Origin of the sequence: Solidesulfovibrio alcoholivorans DSM 5433 (genome assembly GCF_000702665.1) — a bacterium.
Classification (GTDB): Bacteria; Desulfobacterota; Desulfovibrionia; order Desulfovibrionales; family Desulfovibrionaceae; genus Solidesulfovibrio; species Solidesulfovibrio alcoholivorans.
In genome coordinates this window covers 505,664-521,599 of sequence record NZ_JNJA01000001.1, presented here as the reverse complement: position 1 = coordinate 521,599, position 15,936 = coordinate 505,664, and the positions used below count along the sequence as shown (strand labels likewise).

Annotated in this window: 13 protein-coding genes; 10 read left to right on the top strand and 3 right to left on the bottom strand. The window is 60.4% G+C overall.

Translation table 11 applies throughout. The features are described 5' to 3' along the window. Positions 1-143: 143 nt before the first annotated feature. Entirely contained in the window at positions 144-2,093 is a 1,950-nt protein-coding gene (locus Q368_RS0102330; RefSeq protein ID WP_052359978.1) for a sigma-54-dependent Fis family transcriptional regulator, read from the bottom strand. A 1,213-nt stretch (positions 2,094-3,306) separates the two neighbouring features. Between Q368_RS0102330 and Q368_RS0102325 the strand changes: the two genes are divergently transcribed. The 5 genes from Q368_RS0102325 to Q368_RS24320 all read left to right on the top strand — a co-directional run bounded on the left by Q368_RS0102325 (position 3,307) and on the right by Q368_RS24320 (position 10,921). Then, entirely contained in the window at positions 3,307-4,401 is a 1,095-nt protein-coding gene (locus tag Q368_RS0102325; protein WP_029457124.1) for an NAD(P)-dependent alcohol dehydrogenase, read from the top strand. A 142-nt stretch (positions 4,402-4,543) separates the two neighbouring features. Beyond that, positions 4,544-5,389, top strand: coding sequence for a transporter (locus Q368_RS0102320; protein ID WP_029457123.1), 846 nt, complete (start codon positions 4,544-4,546; stop codon positions 5,387-5,389). A gap of 128 nt (positions 5,390-5,517) precedes the next feature. Beyond that, positions 5,518-8,364: a molybdopterin-dependent aldehyde oxidoreductase gene (locus tag Q368_RS0102315; RefSeq protein WP_029457122.1), complete on the top strand. Its 2,847-nt coding sequence runs from the start codon at positions 5,518-5,520 to the stop codon at positions 8,362-8,364. 86 nt (positions 8,365-8,450) lie between these two features. Next, positions 8,451-10,709, top strand: a complete 2,259-nt coding sequence (locus tag Q368_RS0102310) for a pyridine nucleotide-disulfide oxidoreductase/dicluster-binding protein (RefSeq protein WP_029457121.1) — start codon at positions 8,451-8,453, stop codon at positions 10,707-10,709. Then, the gene (locus tag Q368_RS24320; protein WP_084158641.1) at positions 10,706-10,921 is read left to right on the top strand and encodes a DVU_1557 family redox protein; all 216 of its coding nucleotides are present in this window, start codon (positions 10,706-10,708) and stop codon (positions 10,919-10,921) included. The genes Q368_RS0102310 and Q368_RS24320 overlap by 4 nt, the downstream gene beginning before the upstream one ends. A 568-nt stretch (positions 10,922-11,489) precedes the next feature. On the opposite strand, the gene Q368_RS25475 is transcribed toward Q368_RS24320, so the two are convergent. Next, positions 11,490-11,684 carry a hypothetical protein gene (locus Q368_RS25475; protein ID WP_052359977.1) on the bottom strand — a complete coding sequence of 65 codons (195 nt, stop codon included), beginning with the start codon at positions 11,682-11,684 and terminating at the stop codon, positions 11,490-11,492. Between the two features lie 391 nt (positions 11,685-12,075). On the opposite strand from Q368_RS25475, the gene Q368_RS23670 reads away from it, so the two are divergent. From Q368_RS23670 to Q368_RS0102275, 5 genes are all read left to right on the top strand, one after another. Next, positions 12,076-12,981: a helix-turn-helix transcriptional regulator gene (locus tag Q368_RS23670; protein ID WP_052359976.1), complete on the top strand. Its 906-nt coding sequence runs from the start codon at positions 12,076-12,078 to the stop codon at positions 12,979-12,981. A 163-nt stretch (positions 12,982-13,144) separates the two neighbouring features. Continuing rightward, positions 13,145-13,735 (top strand): ABC transporter transmembrane domain-containing protein, encoded by a 591-nt coding sequence (locus Q368_RS0102290; RefSeq protein ID WP_029457118.1) that lies wholly within the window; start codon positions 13,145-13,147, stop codon positions 13,733-13,735. A 130-nt stretch (positions 13,736-13,865) separates the two neighbouring features. Then, positions 13,866-14,042, top strand: a complete 177-nt coding sequence (locus tag Q368_RS26420) for a hypothetical protein (protein ID WP_162179623.1) — start codon at positions 13,866-13,868, stop codon at positions 14,040-14,042. Positions 14,043-14,047: 5 nt separating this feature from the next. After that, entirely contained in the window at positions 14,048-14,452 is a 405-nt protein-coding gene (locus tag Q368_RS0102280; RefSeq protein WP_043784708.1) for an ABC transporter transmembrane domain-containing protein, read from the top strand. Continuing rightward, complete coding sequence (locus Q368_RS0102275) at positions 14,449-15,027, top strand: ABC transporter transmembrane domain-containing protein (protein WP_029457116.1); 579 nt, start codon at positions 14,449-14,451, stop codon at positions 15,025-15,027. Before Q368_RS0102280 ends, Q368_RS0102275 begins: the two co-directional genes overlap by 4 nt. A gap of 363 nt (positions 15,028-15,390) precedes the next feature. Here the strand turns inward: Q368_RS0102275 and Q368_RS26885 are convergent, their stop codons facing one another. Further along, on the bottom strand, positions 15,391-15,927 hold the full coding sequence (locus tag Q368_RS26885) for a hypothetical protein (protein WP_029457115.1): 537 nt from the start codon (positions 15,925-15,927) through the stop codon (positions 15,391-15,393). Between the last annotated feature and the right edge of the window lie 9 nt (positions 15,928-15,936).

Below are 15,936 nucleotides of genomic sequence, written 5' to 3'. Positions count from 1 at the left end.
GCACCCGGTTCACGTTGGGAAGCGGCGGCGCCAATTGGGGGACAGAAATCTCTCCGCGCACACCTATGATCAGGGAACGGTCCAAGACATCGTCACGAGAATCCTGAATGAACATCATCGGCTTTCCTGAAGCGGTGGCCATACTACTTGCAGTCAGTGGCGTTATATATTTTCAACTTCCTGTAGATTGTTGCTCGACTCACGCCTAGCAATCTAGCTGTTTTTGTAATATTATTGTTGCATTTTACCAGCGCACTGGAAATAGTCGTGAGCTCTGTGTCTTTCAATAGAAGGATATCTGTCTCTTGGTTACTGTCTGTGTTGAAATATTCAGGCAAGTCGTCCGTCGTTACAGTCTGCTGTGTTATCCTTGTGAGGACGTTGACGATTACATTTTCGAGTTCGCGGACATTGCCAGGCCAGTCATAGGTCTGCAAAAGGGATTTTACTGGAGGTGAGAATGCGATGTCTTTCCGCATCTGTTGGTGCTTGCGAACAAAGTGTTTAACGAGCGGCATCACATCATCTTTGCGTTCCCGCAAGGGCGGAATAGAAAGGTTCATGACGGCCAGGCGGTAGAACAGATCGAGTCGGAAACGGCCCGCCTCAATTTCCCTGGACAGCGTTTTATTGGTCGCGGCGATGACCCGGATGTCGAGATGGATAGGGTGCGCCCCGCCGACGCGGACAATGCTTTTCTCCTGCAAGACACGCAGCAGATTGGCCTGGGCGTTGAGGGGCATGTCGCCAATTTCATCAAGAAAGATGGTGCCCCCGTTGCCCATTTCGAATTTGCCCGTTTTGCCGCCACGTTTGGCGCCGGTGAACGTGCCCTCTTCATAGCCAAAAAGTTCGCTCTGGATGAGTTCCTGGGGCAGGGCCGCGCAATTGACGGCAATGAAGGGGGCATTGCGGCGAATGCTTGCATTGTGGATGGCTTGGGCCAGGATCTCCTTCCCGGTGCCGCTTTCGCCCTGAATAAGGACGCTTCCGTCCATTGCGGCAATCCGTTTGGCGGTGCGGATCAAGGCGTCCATGTGCTCGCTGGCATGCACGAAATCATCGAACGTATACTTGGCGGTATTGTGCAACGGCTTCGGTTTATTGTCTTCCTTCAGGGTGCAGACGATGCCGAGGGGTTCCATGTATTCGCTTGTCAGAGGTTTGAGATAGGCTTCGATGCCGACCAACCCGGATCTGGTTTTAAACCGAAGCTCCTTCCAGTGTCTGCCGGTGGCCAACTCTTGCTTGATGCCATCATAATTTGAAAATACAGCTTTGGCTTGTTTGCCGACAAGCTGTTCGGCCGAGGTCCCAAGTAATTTCGTCGCATTCCGGTTGAGATGGGAAATCTTGTCGTCCCGATCGAAGAAGATCAACGCTTCTGGCATGTTGTCCACTACCATGTTGAAGTAGTAGTAGGACTTCTTGAAGTCGTCTTGCAGAATACGATAATTGTACTCGGCTTGGATGGAGCTTGCGGTCATTTTGACCAGATCGAGCAGGGAGGCGGGATGCACGTCCTTGTCGCGGTTGGACAAATCGAGGGTTCCGATCAGTTCGCCCTGGCTATTGAAGAGGGGCACGGCCGAGCAGCACCACGTATGGTAGAGCCGACAATAATGCTCCTGCCTGAAAACCTGTAACGGCACCTTGCGTGCAAGGCAAATGCCGGGCGATGTGGTGCCCAGAACGGATTCCAGACAACTGGCCCCGGCTACGACATTGAGGGCCTCTCCAGCGCTGTACATCTTCTTGTCGCCAAAAACGCTGAGCAGCGTTCCGTCTGCGGCAGCCAGCATGACGATGAAGTCCTTGCCTTTCACAAACGTATAGAGCTGTTGCATGTGCGGCAGGGCGACTTCCAGCAAATACCGTTTGTTCTCCAGATCGAGATAGTCTTTTTCAACGTTCTCGTTCTTGCTTGTGTGGGGATTGACATTGCTCGAAAGACAACGCTGCCAGGACAGTGCGATCTCCTGGCGCAGCAGCGACTTGTCGATGTATTGAACGGCAACGAGCCTGTCCCAGGCCTGCTCGGTGGTGACAAGCTGCCGCTTCGGATCGAGCAGGTGCCCGGTTGATTCGCGCATCGTCCCATCTCCCCCACGTCACCCGCGCGGCATGACCGCGTGCCGCCGGGCCGGTGCGCTTCCCGGGTCCCCCCGTGTCCGGCAAAAAAACGGGTGGTCACGAGCCTGGCGGGTACGGCTTCTTCCCATGCGGACATGGATTGTCGCCATCTCCCCTGTTCGAGGGCGTAGGACATTTTGCGTGGTCTTGGAAACCGGGTCAAGGGGAATGCCCGTATCCCCTTGACCGACGGGACGTGACCGGAAATGTCCCCACGCCGTAGTCGCGGCACCCGGGCAACGGGTCGACCCGGTCCCGAGAATCAAGGAGGCGGCCAAGGCGCAAAGGAATCCGGATACTCGTTCGGCTTGGAACAATCACGGCTTTGCGTCAAAATGAAACACTCCATTTCCGCCTCACGTGTACGAACGTAATACTTAATATGCTGAATTATATAGTATCTTATCCTAGGCTCCGCAGATTCCAGTTGTTACCGTGTCGCAAATTGCGGCACATATCGCGTCGATTTCGCAGTGGGCCGGCGTGAGTGTCGCATGATGCGACGCGTTGGGGGGCGAAGGGGTCCCTCGTCGGTCCCGCCGGCCATCCAGCCCCTTGAAACATCCGATCCGATTCTTTCCCGCCAAGGCGGTGCTGTTCAGATCCTCTGCCCGCAGCTTCCACCGCTCCCCGCCATGTTGACCATCTGAACGCGACCGCGTTCTCCTGACTATCTGCCAATATCCTAAAAATATTAACTAATTTTGAAAAGTGCGCTGCGGGTCGCCTGCGTCCGGCCAGGCGCCCGGCGCGGCATCTCCTATTATGCTAAATTTTATATAACAAAACTTGGCATATCGTTTGCTTTTTAGCAGCGCAACAACAGGCGAAACGGCATACTACTGCGCAAGGGAAATAGAATTTCATGTTGCATGGTAAAACCACAGAGGGCTTATACGATATTTGTATGAGAGTTGTAGAGAGGATGGCAGATTGTCCTTGGAAAAATGTTCAGTTACGTATTCAATATAGACAATAGCAGCATAATATTTTTTTGTCACAGCTATGCAGATAAACCAACTTAAATACTATATGCTTACAAATTTAGGCAAAAGGAGGAAAATAACAAGCATATAAAAGACCAACACATACTGACAAACAGGTAATTTTGTACATTGTAATCGTTTTTACGTCATGCCGATATGTTCCAATACACTCTAAAAGGAGTCGATTATGGATATCAAGGCTGCCGTGGTCCGGGAAAAAGGCGGTAAATTCCTTATCGAAGACATGCAACTTGAAGACCCCAGGGCCAACGAGGTCCTTGTCCGCGTGGTCGCTTGCGGTGTGTGCCATACGGACCTTGGAGTGCGCGACCAGTATTACCCGACGCCTCTTCCCTGCGTGCTCGGCCATGAAGGCTCCGGCATCGTGGAGAAAGTTGGGACGGACGTCACATCCGTCAAGCCCGGCGACTCTGTCGTCATGAGTTTTCTGTCGTGCTACGCCTGCAATACCTGCAAGAGCGGCCTTCCCGGCTATTGCAACGGCATGTATCTCCACAACTTCAGCGGCGGCCGCCCCGATGGCTCCTCGCCCTTGGGCCAGAACGGCGAGCGGATCAACGGCTGTTTCTTCAGCCAGTCCACCTTCGCCACCCACGCCCTGGCCAACGAAGGCAACATTGTGAAGGTGCCCACCGACATCCCCCTGGAACTGCTCGGCCCCCTGGGTTGCGGCGTGCAGACCGGCGCCGGTACCGTCATTAACGCCCTGCGCCCCAAGGCCGGCTCCTCCCTCGTCGTGTTCGGCGTGGGCACCGTGGGCATAAGCGCCATCATGGCCGCGAGGGTCTGCGGCTGCACGAAGATCATCGCCGTGGACATCAACAACGAGCGCCTGGAACTGGCCAAAACCTTCGGCGCGACCCACGGCATCAACGGCAAGGAAACCGATCCGGTCAAGGTTATCCAGGAGATTACCGGTGGCGGCGCGGACTACTCCGTCGAGGCCATCGGCAATCCCCACGTGCTGCGCCAGGCCGTAGACTGCCTCTCCACCACGGGCTTTGGCGCCCTGGTCGGCATGACGCCCCTGGGCACCGAAGTGAAGCTCGACATGAACGGAATTCTTTTTGGCCGGGGCCTGCGGGGCGTCATTGAGGGCGAGGCCGTGCCGCAGATTTTCATCCCGCAGATGATCGAACTCTACAAGCAGGGCCGTTTCCCCATCGACCGCTTGGTTACCTACTACGATTTCAAGGACATCAACCAGGCCGTGGAAGACCTGGAAAAGGGGAAGGTCCTCAAGGGCGTCTTGAAGATGTAGCGGAGGCCGCGGGCACGACCGGCGGGGATGTTCCCGCATCTCCGCCGGCCGCCCGGGCCTGGTCCGGTTTCAAGGACACCGCATGGGGATGGCCATGGAGCTTAAACAGAAAAGCACGTGGGGAGGGAATATGAGAAGGGGTATGACGATCGCGCTGCTCGGAATTTTTCTTTTTTCTTCCAGCCAGGCATTTGCCAACAATGCGCGCGATTATATTCCGCTTGAGCCGAACACTTTTTTCCTCGCTTTGTACTACAACCACAGTTTTGGTAACGAATATTACGTCAACGGCTCAAAAAAAAGCAATTCCGCGAACTACATAGGCAATGTCAGCGTGCTGCGTCCCGTGTATTTCACCCAGCTCGGGCCGTTCACCATTGACCCGCAAATCCTGCTCCCCTTCGGTGAGGTCACCCTCCCCAACCAGCAGTCCTCAGGCATCGGCGATGCCACCTTCGCTTCCACGATCTGGTTCGTCAACAACAAGGAAAGCAAGGTCATCTTCGCCTGGACACCGTACGTGACCGCTCCCACGGGGCAGTATGATCGGGAAAGCGGCATCAACCTCGGAGCCAACCGCTGGGCCACCAAGCAGGAAATCTGCTTCGCCAAGGGGTTCGGCGACCGGACCTGGCTGGAACTGTCGGGATATGCGCAATTTTTTTCCGACAATGACAACGCCCTCAACACCGAAGGACATCGGGCAACCTCATCGCGCGATCCGCTTTTCGGGGGTGACGCGCACTTGAGCTACAACTTCACCCCGGAGTTCTTCGGCTCCCTGGATTATATCTTCACGGGAGGCGGCCGCACCATTGTGGGCGGCAAAGAGCAAAACGACTGGCAAGCCACCCACAACGTCGGCGTGTCGGGTGCCTACATGGTGACGCCACACATGCAGGTCATGACCGCCTTCAGCACTGACGCCGCCGTGGCCAACGGCGTTCGCACCAGCACCGTCATGGTTCGCCTGGGATTCATCTTCTAGTCAAACGGTGCGGCAGGCCTGCCAGGCTTGCCGCGTTGCGTAACATCGCTGTTTGAAACGCACCGTCCTTGATCCGCGGTGTGACGGGATAGTCTTGTCCGACAAACATGTATTGGAGGTCTTCGTATATGACGCCACGTAAAATGCTCCTGAACATCAACGGCGTGGATAAACTGATCGTGACCGATCCGGAGGAGTCCCTGGCCAACGCCCTGCGCGCCTTGGGCCTCACGGGCACCAAGATTGGCTGTGGCATTGGCCAATGCGGCACTTGCACCGTGCTCCTTGACGGCAAGGTCATCCGGTCCTGTGCCCGCAAGATGAAAAATGTCCCGGAATTCAGCAAGATCGTCACCATCGAGGGTATGGGGTCGCCCAATAACCTGCACCCGTTGCAGCTTTCCTGGATCGTCCATGGCGGGGTGCAGTGCGGCATCTGCACCCCGGGGTTCATCGTTTCGGCCAAGGGGCTGTTGGACACCAATCCGGACCCGACACGCGAGGAGGTGCGCGCGTGGTTCCAGAAAAACCGCAACGCCTGCCGTTGCACAGGCTACAAGCAGCTCGTCGATGCCGTGATGGACGCGGCCAAGGTGGTGCGCGGCGAGAAATCCATGGGCGATCTGGCCTTCAAGATGCCGGCCGACCAGCGCATCTACAACTCCAACGTGCCCAAGCCCACGGCCCTGGCCAAGGTGACCGGGCTTTGTGACTACGGCGACGACATCAACCACAAGCTGCCGTTTCCCGTCTGGCACCTCACCGAGGTCCACGCCCGCGTCTCCCACGCCAAAATCCTTGCCGTCGACACGTCGGAAGCGGAAAAAATGCCCGGCGTGGTCAAAGTCATCACGGCCAAGGACATCAAGGGCACCAACCGCATCAACGGCCTGTGCGCCTACCCGACCAACAAGAGCGACGGCTTCGAACGCTGCATCATCAATGACGAGAAAGTCTACCAGTATGGCGACGTCCTGGCCGTGGTGGCCGCCCACACCGAAAAGCAGGCCCGGGCCGCTGCGGACAAGGTGAAGGTCGAGCTGGAGGAACTGCCGGCCTACATGGACGGCCTGGCCGCCGTGGCCGAGGGCGCCATGGAGATCCATCCGGGCACGCCCAACATGTTCTGCGATATGGCCTGCATCAAGGGCGAAGAGACCAAGCCCATCGTCGAGACGGCGCCGTACGTCGTGGAAGGGAGCTTCCACACCACGCGCCAGCCGCACCTCGTGCTCGAACCCATGGTGGGCCTGGCCTATTTCGATGAGGAAGGCCGGTTGACGGTCCAGAGCAAGAGCCAGTTCCTCCACGCCGTGCCGCTCATGGTGGCCGAAGCAGTGGGCATAGCCCCCGATAAGGTCCGCATCATCGACAACCCCGTGGGCGGCAGCTTCGGTTGCACCATGAGCCCGCATCTGGAAGCCGTACTCATGGCCTGCTGCCTCATCCTGGAACATCCCGTCTGCCTGCATTTCGACTATGCCGAGCAGTCCTTTTTCACCGGCAAGCGCGCCACAAGCTATTTCAACGTGCGCATGGCCGCCGACAAAGAGGGAAAACTCCAAGCCATGGAGTACGACTTCCTCTTCGACCATGGCGCCTACCACGACGGCACGTCCGATCCCCTCATCGAGAAGGGATTCCGTTGGTGCGGCGCGGGCCTTTACTTCCCCAACGTCCGGGGCGTGGGGCGCATCTGCTGTTCCAACCATGCCTTCGGCACCGCGTTCCGGGCTTTCGGCTCCCCCCAGGCCCTGTTCGCCACCGAGCAGCTTGCCGACATGATGGCGGAAAAAATAGGCATCGACCCCCTGGAATTCCGCTACCGCAACACCTACTGGCCGGGCACGACCATGACCTCCGGCTGCACCATGGACGTGCATCCCTTTCCCAAGCTCCTGGAAATGATGCGGCCAAAGTACGATGCCGCTCTGGAGCGGGCCAAAAAGGAATCCACGCCGGAAAAAAAGCGCGGCGTGGGCCTGGCGTTCGGCATGTACGACAGCACGTTTAGCGCCAACGACTTCTGCGAGGTCACCCTCGAACTCAATGCCGACGACACGGTCACCCTCTTTTGCGGTTGGCACGACATGGGCCAGGGGGCCGACGCCGGAGCCCTGGTCCTTCTGCACGAGGCCCTGCGTCCGCTGGGGCTTGGGCCCGATCAGATCCGGCTGGTCCTCAACGACACGGCCCTGCACGGCTACTACGGAGCCGCCGCCGGCAGCCGCTCCCATTACATGGGCGGCAAGGCCATGATCGACGGCGCCAACCAGCTCATGGAGGCCATGCGCAAGCCCGATGGCACCTACCGGACCCACGCGGAAATGACCAAGGACAATATCCCCGTCCGCTACACCGGCAAGGCGACCACCGTGGGCTACTCCTCCCTGTGCGACTTCAACACCATGCAGGGCGACCCCAACCCGACCCATACCTACGGCCTGTTCATGGCCGAGGTGGAAGTCGACACCAAGACCGGCAAGACCCGGGTCGTCAAGATGACGCTGCACGCCGACTTCGGGCCCATCGGCAGCAAGCTCGTGGTGGACGGCCAGATGTACGGCGGCATCGCCCAGGGCATCGGCCTGGCCCTCAGCGAAGACTTTGTCGACCCGGCCAGGGATGTCACCCTCAGGGCACAGGGCTTTCCTTACATCATGGACATCCCGGACGACATCGAGGTCGAATATACCGAAACGCCGCGCCCGACCGGCCCGTTTGGCTCCTCGGGCTGCGCCGAACTGTCGCTGACCTCGGGCCATGTGGCCATCGTCAACGCCATCTACAACGCCACGGGCGTGCGGATCTACGAACTGCCCGCCTCGCCGGAAAAGGTCCTCAAGGGCATCAAGACCCTGGAGAAGGGCGGCAAGCTCCTGCCTCCGTCCAGATACTACCTCGGCAGCGACATGTACGAACGGCTTGAATACCTCCGGCAACACCCGGTGGTGTCGGCAGAGGAAAAGAACTAGCCAGCGCCCACCCGCCATGGCGCGGTACGGTTTGGCCTCCCGTAGCGGTGGCGATCGGCCGCGCCATGGCCCTGGAGAACACAACCATGCAACTCAAGGAATTGACCGAGTGGGAGGCGCGCTGCACCCAGGAGGCCGCGTCGGCGTGTCAGGCGGCCTGTCCCCTCCACATGGACGCGCGCGGATTTTGCGCCCATCTGGCCCGCCGGCATTGGGACAAGGCCTGGAACCTGCTGGTCAGGACCGTGCCGTTGCCTGGCCTGTTCGCCCGGTGTTGCGACGCGCCCTGTCAGGACGCCTGCCTGCGCCGGGACCTCGGCGGCGCCATCGCCGTGGGGGCGCTGGAGCGTTTTTGCGCCGAAGCGGCCAAGCCGGTGGCCCCACCCCGGCCGCTGCCGTCGAAGCATTGGGACGTGGCGGTGCTCGGCTCGGGCCTCAGCGGCCTTTGCACGGCCTGGGAGCTCGCCCGTCGGGGTTTCGAGGTCACCCTGTATCGGACGGCCTTGGTCGGAATTCCGAACGAACTGCCGGCTGCTCTCATCGAAACCGAAATGGAAAACCTGGAACGCTTGGGTGTGGTCCTTGTGCCGGCTCCATCCCCGGACCCGGACCTGCCCAAGATCCTGCTCCGGGAGGCCAAGACCGTCTTCGTGGACGCCGACGCCTTGCCCGGGGCCTTGGCCGCGCTCGGCCAACCGGATGCCGCCACATGCGGCACGAAGATAGCCGGGATTTTCGCCAACCGGCCCGGGGAACCGTCCTTTGCCATGCGAGCGGCCGTCGGGCGCCGGGTGACGGTTTCCGTTGAGCGGTTCATGCAGGGCATTGCCCTGACCACGGCCCGGGAGGGCGAAGGGCCCTACCGGACACGCTTGGTCACGGATCTCTCCGGCGTGAAGCCTGTTCCGGCCATTGCCCCGGAGAGGGGGTTCACCGAGGAAACGGCCGAGGCCGAGGCCGAGGCCGGCCGGTGCATCAACTGCCAGTGCCTGACCTGCGTGAAGCACTGCGTATTTCTGGAACATTACAAGTCCTACCCCAAGGCCTACGCCCGGCAAATATACAACAACAGTTCCAACGTGGTGGGCATCCGCCAGGCCAACACCATGATCAATTCGTGCATGCTGTGCGGCCTGTGCGAGGAGCTGTGCCCGGGAAATTTTTCCATGGCCGCCGTCTGCCTGGATGCCCGTCGGGTCATGGTGTGCCAGGACCGGATGCCGCCTTCGGCCCACGAATTCGCCCTGCGCGACATGGCCTTCGCCAACAGCGGCCACTGCGCCCTGGCCCGTCATGCCCCGGGGAAAGACTCCAGCCAGTACCTGTTTTTCCCAGGCTGCCAACTGACCGCCAGCGATCCCGACGGCGTGGCTGCCGCCTACGGCGACCTGCGCTCGAGGCTTGGGGAGGTGGGGCTGCTGCTTTCGTGCTGCGGCGCGCCCGCCCGGTGGTCAGGGCGGGAGGCACGGTTCCAAGAGGCCATGGCCGTCCTTGACGAGCAGTGGCGCAGCCTGGGCCGGCCAACCCTGGTCGTGGCCTGCCCGAGTTGCCAGGTTCTCCTGGCCGAGAGCCTGCCCAAGGCAACCCTCGTTTCCTATTGGTCCCTGTTGCGGGCCATCGGCCTGCCTCCAGGGGCGACGGCTCGGGATGGGGCAACGCTTGCCATCAATGATCCTTGCGCTGCGCGCCATGATGCGACTTTGCAGCAGGATGTGCGGGCCTTGCTTGGCGCATGCGGTGTCACGGTGGTCGAGCCGGCGCTTTCGGGAAGAACCACCGAGTGTTGCGGCTACGGCGGGCTTCTGGCGCAGGCCAATCCGGATCTCGGGATTCGGGTGGCCAGGCACCGGGCCGAGGCCGCTGCCGAGGATTTCGCCACCTACTGCGCCATGTGCCGGGACATGCTGGCCAAGGCCGGCAAGCGGGCCCGGCACCTGTTCGACCTCCTGTTCCCTCGGGGGGGCGACCCCGCAGCCCGGCCGGCCACCGGTTTTTCCCGGCGTCGGGAAAACCGGGTCCGCCTCAAGGAACGGCTGCTGGCGGATCTTTGGAAGGAGCCCGCGCCCGCGCCCAAGGCGGCTTTCGAGTCCATTGCCGTCGCTTTCACCGAAACGGCCGAACGCCATATGGAAGAGCGGCGCATTCTGGTCTCGGACATCCAAAAGGTACTGCGCCACATGGAGGAGACCGGCAGACGATTCGTGCATGAACAAACCGGACACTCTCTCGCGTCGTACCGACCGTCGGTCGTCACCTACTGGGTGCAATACGAAGCAGGCTCCGCGGGCTACCTCGTTCACAACGTCTGGAGCCACCGCTTGCAGATCATGGAAGGACACGCATGAACGCTCTACGGGTGCCGGAAGCAGATGTTCAAGGCTGGAAATGCGCTGCCTGCGGCTGTGAACTTACTTATCAAAAAGTTTCCATGCAATATCTTGGGGGGTTGTTTCAAGTCGAGCTTCTCGGGTGCCAGAAATGCGGCCAAGTGATCGTCACCGAACAATTGGCTCAAGGCAAGATGCATCAGGTCGAGCAAGTACTTGAAGACAAATAACGCCAAAAGACTTATTGGGATCGGACCGATTCATGGACAAGCTCCAATACGGATTAGGCCTGCCCGGTCAACCTTGCCGCGTTGCGACAGCGGCCATTGCTCAATCCGGTGGAAAGCCACGGGAATGGACTTGGGGCCGACCCGGGCGGATACCAAGGTGCCAAGGGCTTCCTCTCCAGGGGCGTCGCACGCCTGCTTGAGACTATAGACCGCCACGGGGACCTGTCCGGCGATGACGTCCGGTATGCACCGTGTATCTTTACCCGAAAATCACTGGAGAGGCCGCTCCTGTGGGAGCCCATGCCACACGGTCCGCGCCGCCGTCCATCTGCCGCCCCATCTTCACTCTTCGGCCAGATTCGGCACAGAGCGGCCCGAGTCCTGCCAGTCGACCTCAGAAGACGAGGAAAACGCCGGGCTACGCCGACTGGCCGTACGGCTTGCCTGGCGCGAACGGCACGATGAACCGCGCAAGCGGTTTTTAGGTGAATCGGGAAGGAGGCCTGCTGCGCCGGTCGCTTTCGATGATTTCATCGAAGAGAGCTATGCCGACACACCCCCTCGCCAGCTATTGAACACCGCTTATGGCTGCGAAGATGGCGCGCGCCCGTTGCCTGAAAGCGTCGGCGTCTGCAGAGGCGTCGATTGCAGGCAGAAACTTCGTCAGCCAGGCGGCGTGAACGTCGGCGAAAGCCTTCATCTCTTTCTTCACAGTCGCAGGCAGGTCGTCGTATTCGGCTGCCATGAAGCCGACCATGCGCATACGGTTGTCGTTCTCGAGGGCCTCGCGAAAAACTTCGGGATATATCCGCAGGCAGGCAATGGGGTCTTTGACCTCGGCCCATAGGGCCTCCAGACTCGCTCGCGAATCCTCCCAATACCGCTTGGCGACATCCGCTCACAATTCCAAGGGGAGGCGTGTGTTATGTACTTTTCGGATGCAACGGAATTGGCAGCCATGGTTCGCTCGAAGAGCCTTTCGCCCGTTGCGATTGCAAGGGCCTACCTTGAACGAATCGAAGCGGCTACCCCCATGCCGCAAGCCGCATCGAGTAAAGTCCTGTCTGCCCCTGAGGGACAGGGCCGGCAGGAGACGAACGCCACCGGCGGCGTTTCGACCTTTTTTCCAGTCAGCCCGAAACAGGGCGTTGCCCTTGCCGGCGGGCCTTGGCACGGGGTTCCGGGAGCTGGTGGATTTCCACTCTGGCATGCGCCTTTTTGCCGCCGACTATACCTTGCACAAGCCGGAAACAATTCGCTATGGAGCCCAGCATTCCTTTTGTGGCCTTGGATTTTACCTGTCCGGGAAAATACGGGTAGGAGCCTCCTGCTTTCCCGACACGTTCATGCTGGGGGGAGGCCAAAGCGCCCTCTTCATTTCACCGGACATCGAAGAATACACCGAATCCGTGTATGTTCAACGGGTGGTTCGCGTCGCCATCGCCCTGGATGGGGACATGCTGCAATCCCTTGCGCTCGAAAACGAGGGGCTGCTTTCAGAGGCATTGTCGCATGGTCCGCAGGTCCGGCCAGGTTACGTCGCCTTGGCCCCGGTCTCTTCCGTCATGCGGACCACCGTGATCCAGATGCTGGCCTGCCCCTATCACGGGGCGGCCCGACGCATGTTTCTGGAGGCCAAGGCGATGGAGTTGCTCTCGCACAAACTCAACGAGATGCAGGCTGCCGCCGGCAGAAAATCGAACCCTCCGGCGCTGTCCTCACGGGACGTCGATTGCGTGCGCCACGCTGCGACGCTGCTCGCAGCCGACCTGGAGCAGGCGCCAAGTCTCGGGGAACTGGCCCAGACCGTGGGCATGAGCCGCAGCAAATTGCACCTGTGCTTTCAGCAGATGCATGGTTGCACGCCGTTTGCGTATCTGCGGGATCGCCGGCTGGAAACTGCGGCCAGCCTCCTGGCCCAGGGCGATATGAACGTCACGGAGGTGGCCTATGCCGTAGGGTATGCCAGTTTAAGCCACTTCACCAAGGTTTTCGCAACACATTTCGGCGTCCTGCCCCGACGATGCCTCAAACGGCCTGTGTCGCGCCAACCCGGATGATCGGACCAAAATAAAATACTGCCCCGTTAGACGCCGTCGCCCGTCGTCCCGTATTGCCCCACCCACGGCCATGCCTGCGGTGGGGCTTTGTTTTGCCCGGTTGCGGCCGGGCATTGGCATTCAACAAGGGAAAGGGGACAGGAAACACTCGGGACGCTCCGGCTTGGCGAGGCTTTTCGAACTGGCGGGCACGAAAAAGTCGCATTTGGTTGCCGCAGCGCTGTTTTCAATCATTGCGTCAGCTTGCGCCTTAGCGCCCTACGGCGTCATCTACCTCGTCCTGGTCAGACTGTTGGCCCCGGATTTCGGCCCCGGGGGTGTGGAGGAGATCCAATCCCTGGCCCTCGTCGCCGGGGGGCTGGTCGTGCTGCGCTGCCTGACCCTTTTTGCCTCGACCATGTGCTCCCATGTCGCCGCCTTCGATATCCTTTATAACCTCAGGAGCGCGCTCACCGCGCACCTGGGGCGGTTGCCCATGGGCTATTTTAGCGCCCGCCAGACGGGGCAGATCAAAAAGGTTCTCTACGAGGACGTGGAGGAACCGGAAGGCGTTATCGCCCACCATATCCCGGACCTCGTGTCAGGGGCCGTGCTGCCCGTCCTGATCGTCGGCGTGCTGTTCATGGCGGACTGGCGGCTGGCTCTGATCGCCCTGCTGCCGTTGCCGCTCGCTTTTTTCCTGCAACGCCGGGTGTTCGCGCGCGACGGCCTGGGGCAGCGGGCACCCGTTACCACGACGCCCTGGAGGCAATGAACGCCACCATAGTGGAATACATGCGGGGCATGCCGGTCATCAAGATTTTCAATCAGACCGTTTCCTCCTTCGCCAGACTCAAGGAGGCCGCCCTGGTCTACCGGCGTTACATCGAAGAGATCAGCCGGGCATGGCTCCGTCATGGGCGATGTTCGTGGTCGTCACCTCCTCGGGGCTGCTGTTCCTTTTGCCGTTCGGGCTGTGGCTGTATCTGGACGGGGCGATCAGCCTGCCGACGCTGCTGCTGTTCCTCATGCTCGGGTCATCGCCGGCGATTTGCGCCATCTGTACGGACTCGTCCTCCTGAACGTCGTGCACCTCATGCTTCGGGGCGCTCCGGCGGGCATCCTTTTCCTGGTGGTTCTCGAACTGCTGCGGCCCCGTGAAGCGGTGGACGTCGCGCGCCTGGCCGTCTTGTCCGCGCTCATGGCCGTGGTCATGGTCGCCGACCTGTTTGTGGCCGTACGGGCCCACGTGCGGGGCTACATTTCGGCTTATTCCCTGGCCACGGCGGCCCGGCTGCGTCTGGGCGACCATCTGCGCCGTCTTTCCCTCGGCTTTTTCAAAAAACGCGACCCCGGCGACATCTCCGCGCTGCTCCTGCAAGACATGGCCAAGGTGGAATCGATCTTCGGCCATTTCTTTCTGGACGCCATGGCCTGCCTTGTGCTGTCGGCCATGATGTGCGCCTTTTCCTCTCCAAGGACTGGCGCATGACGCTGCTGATAATCGTTTCCGTTTCCGTGGCCGTGCCAGGGCTGCCCCTGGCCGGCCGGATGATCGCCCGTTTCGGCCGGCGGCACGTCGTTTCCCGCAACCGCACGGCCTCGCGGCTCCTGGAATATCTGCAGGGCATCAAGGTGCTCAAGGCCTTCTGCCTGACCGGCCGCGACAGCAGGCGGCTCGACGAGGCCATGCGCCGCCTGCGTGACGACAGCATCCGCCTGGAAGCCGTGGCCGGCGCGCCGGTCATGCTCTATGTGATCATCCTCGAGTTGGGCTTTGTCGGTCTGCTGGTCTTCGGGGCCCGGCTGTTCGCCTCTGGGGGGCTTGCGGTGCCGGTGTTCGTCCTTTTCCTGGTCGTCGGCTACAAGCTCTTCGAACCATTGATCAATTTCGGCGTCTTCATTTCCGAGATGCGCCACATGCATATTGCCGCGAACCACATCGCCGAAGTGCTCGACACGCCACCCTTGCCCGAGCCGGCGGAGCCGTCCCTGCCCCCGTCCACGGACGATTTCGCCAAGCCCACGGGCGATGCCGTGAGAGACGCCCGGGCGGATGTGCTTTAGTGCCGGCGGCAGGCGGGTCATGCCTGCGAGGTGTGAGAATTGCCAAAGACAAGGGAGCGTTCCATGGACAAATTGGGGAGGAAATCGGGCGGCAAACCGCTTCTGGCAGCGTTGCTGGCCGTCGGTGTCGCGTTCTCCGGCCAAAACATTTCGGCAGCCGAGGACGCCGCCAAGAGAGGGCGTCCTGGCCGGCGGCCGGGCGGGGTGGACGGGGGAGGTCCAAGGAAACGGTGAGTTGGCACGGGGACAAAGAAAAAGGGGTCACCGATTTCTCGGCACCCCCTTGGCATTGCTTCGTGATGGGGCTGGAGGGGATCGAACCCGCGACCTCTTGAATGTTTTGCCAGCAATAAATTGGAATTATTAACTTAAAACAAAAAAAGAAACCACAGGACCGTACATAGCGCCCCCGACGAGCAGAGCCTGGGAATTACTGGCCCGGCTGGAACCCGGCCACCAGGTCATGCCACCCGTAGTGCCGAGTAACACCAGTCTTGTATTATGACTGCCCTTGCCAACCCTGGGCTTGTCGCTTGGCTGGGATGCAAGCACATTCTTAGCGCCGAGACCTGTCATGAGCGGTGCCAACGCCAACGCACCCATCCCCTTGAGCACTGTCCGGCGAAGCATTTTCGGCCCAAAACCTTTACGGGAATGCATATGGTTCTCCTTGGTTCTGTTTGGAATGGTCCGCAGGGGCGATGCTGTGCCTGCCAACTGAACATAGAGCCTATCCAGGATGGCCATCTCGAACCGGTCGGAGGGCAGGTACATGCCCATAAAGTGCAGCGTGAAGTCCTGGTCGAACCGGCCGGCGTCCAGGTAGTCTAGGAGGCACCGGTAGGCCATACCGATAAAAGGGCCGGATCTGATCCCGGCGATCCCCCGCAGGGCGACCATGCCGCCCTG

Excerpts from the sequence above, each read along its gene's own strand:
- Q368_RS24320 (WP_084158641.1), top strand. The coding sequence starts at position 10,706 with ATGAACGCTCTACGGGTGCCGGAAGCAGATGTTCAAGGCTGGAAATGC.
- Q368_RS0102320 (WP_029457123.1), top strand. The coding sequence starts at position 4,544 with ATGACGATCGCGCTGCTCGGAATTTTTCTTTTTTCTTCCAGCCAGGCA.
- Q368_RS0102310 (WP_029457121.1), top strand. The coding sequence starts at position 8,451 with ATGCAACTCAAGGAATTGACCGAGTGGGAGGCGCGCTGCACCCAGGAG.
- Q368_RS26420 (WP_162179623.1), top strand. The coding sequence starts at position 13,866 with ATGGCTCCGTCATGGGCGATGTTCGTGGTCGTCACCTCCTCGGGGCTG.
- Q368_RS25475 (WP_052359977.1), bottom strand. The coding sequence starts at position 11,684 with ATGCGCATGGTCGGCTTCATGGCAGCCGAATACGACGACCTGCCTGCG.
- Q368_RS0102325 (WP_029457124.1), top strand. The coding sequence starts at position 3,307 with ATGGATATCAAGGCTGCCGTGGTCCGGGAAAAAGGCGGTAAATTCCTT.
- Q368_RS0102315 (WP_029457122.1), top strand. The coding sequence starts at position 5,518 with ATGACGCCACGTAAAATGCTCCTGAACATCAACGGCGTGGATAAACTG.
- Q368_RS26885 (WP_029457115.1), bottom strand. The coding sequence starts at position 15,927 with ATGGTCGCCCTGCGGGGGATCGCCGGGATCAGATCCGGCCCTTTTATC.
- Q368_RS0102330 (WP_052359978.1), bottom strand. The coding sequence starts at position 2,093 with ATGCGCGAATCAACCGGGCACCTGCTCGATCCGAAGCGGCAGCTTGTC.
- Q368_RS0102275 (WP_029457116.1), top strand. The coding sequence starts at position 14,449 with ATGACGCTGCTGATAATCGTTTCCGTTTCCGTGGCCGTGCCAGGGCTG.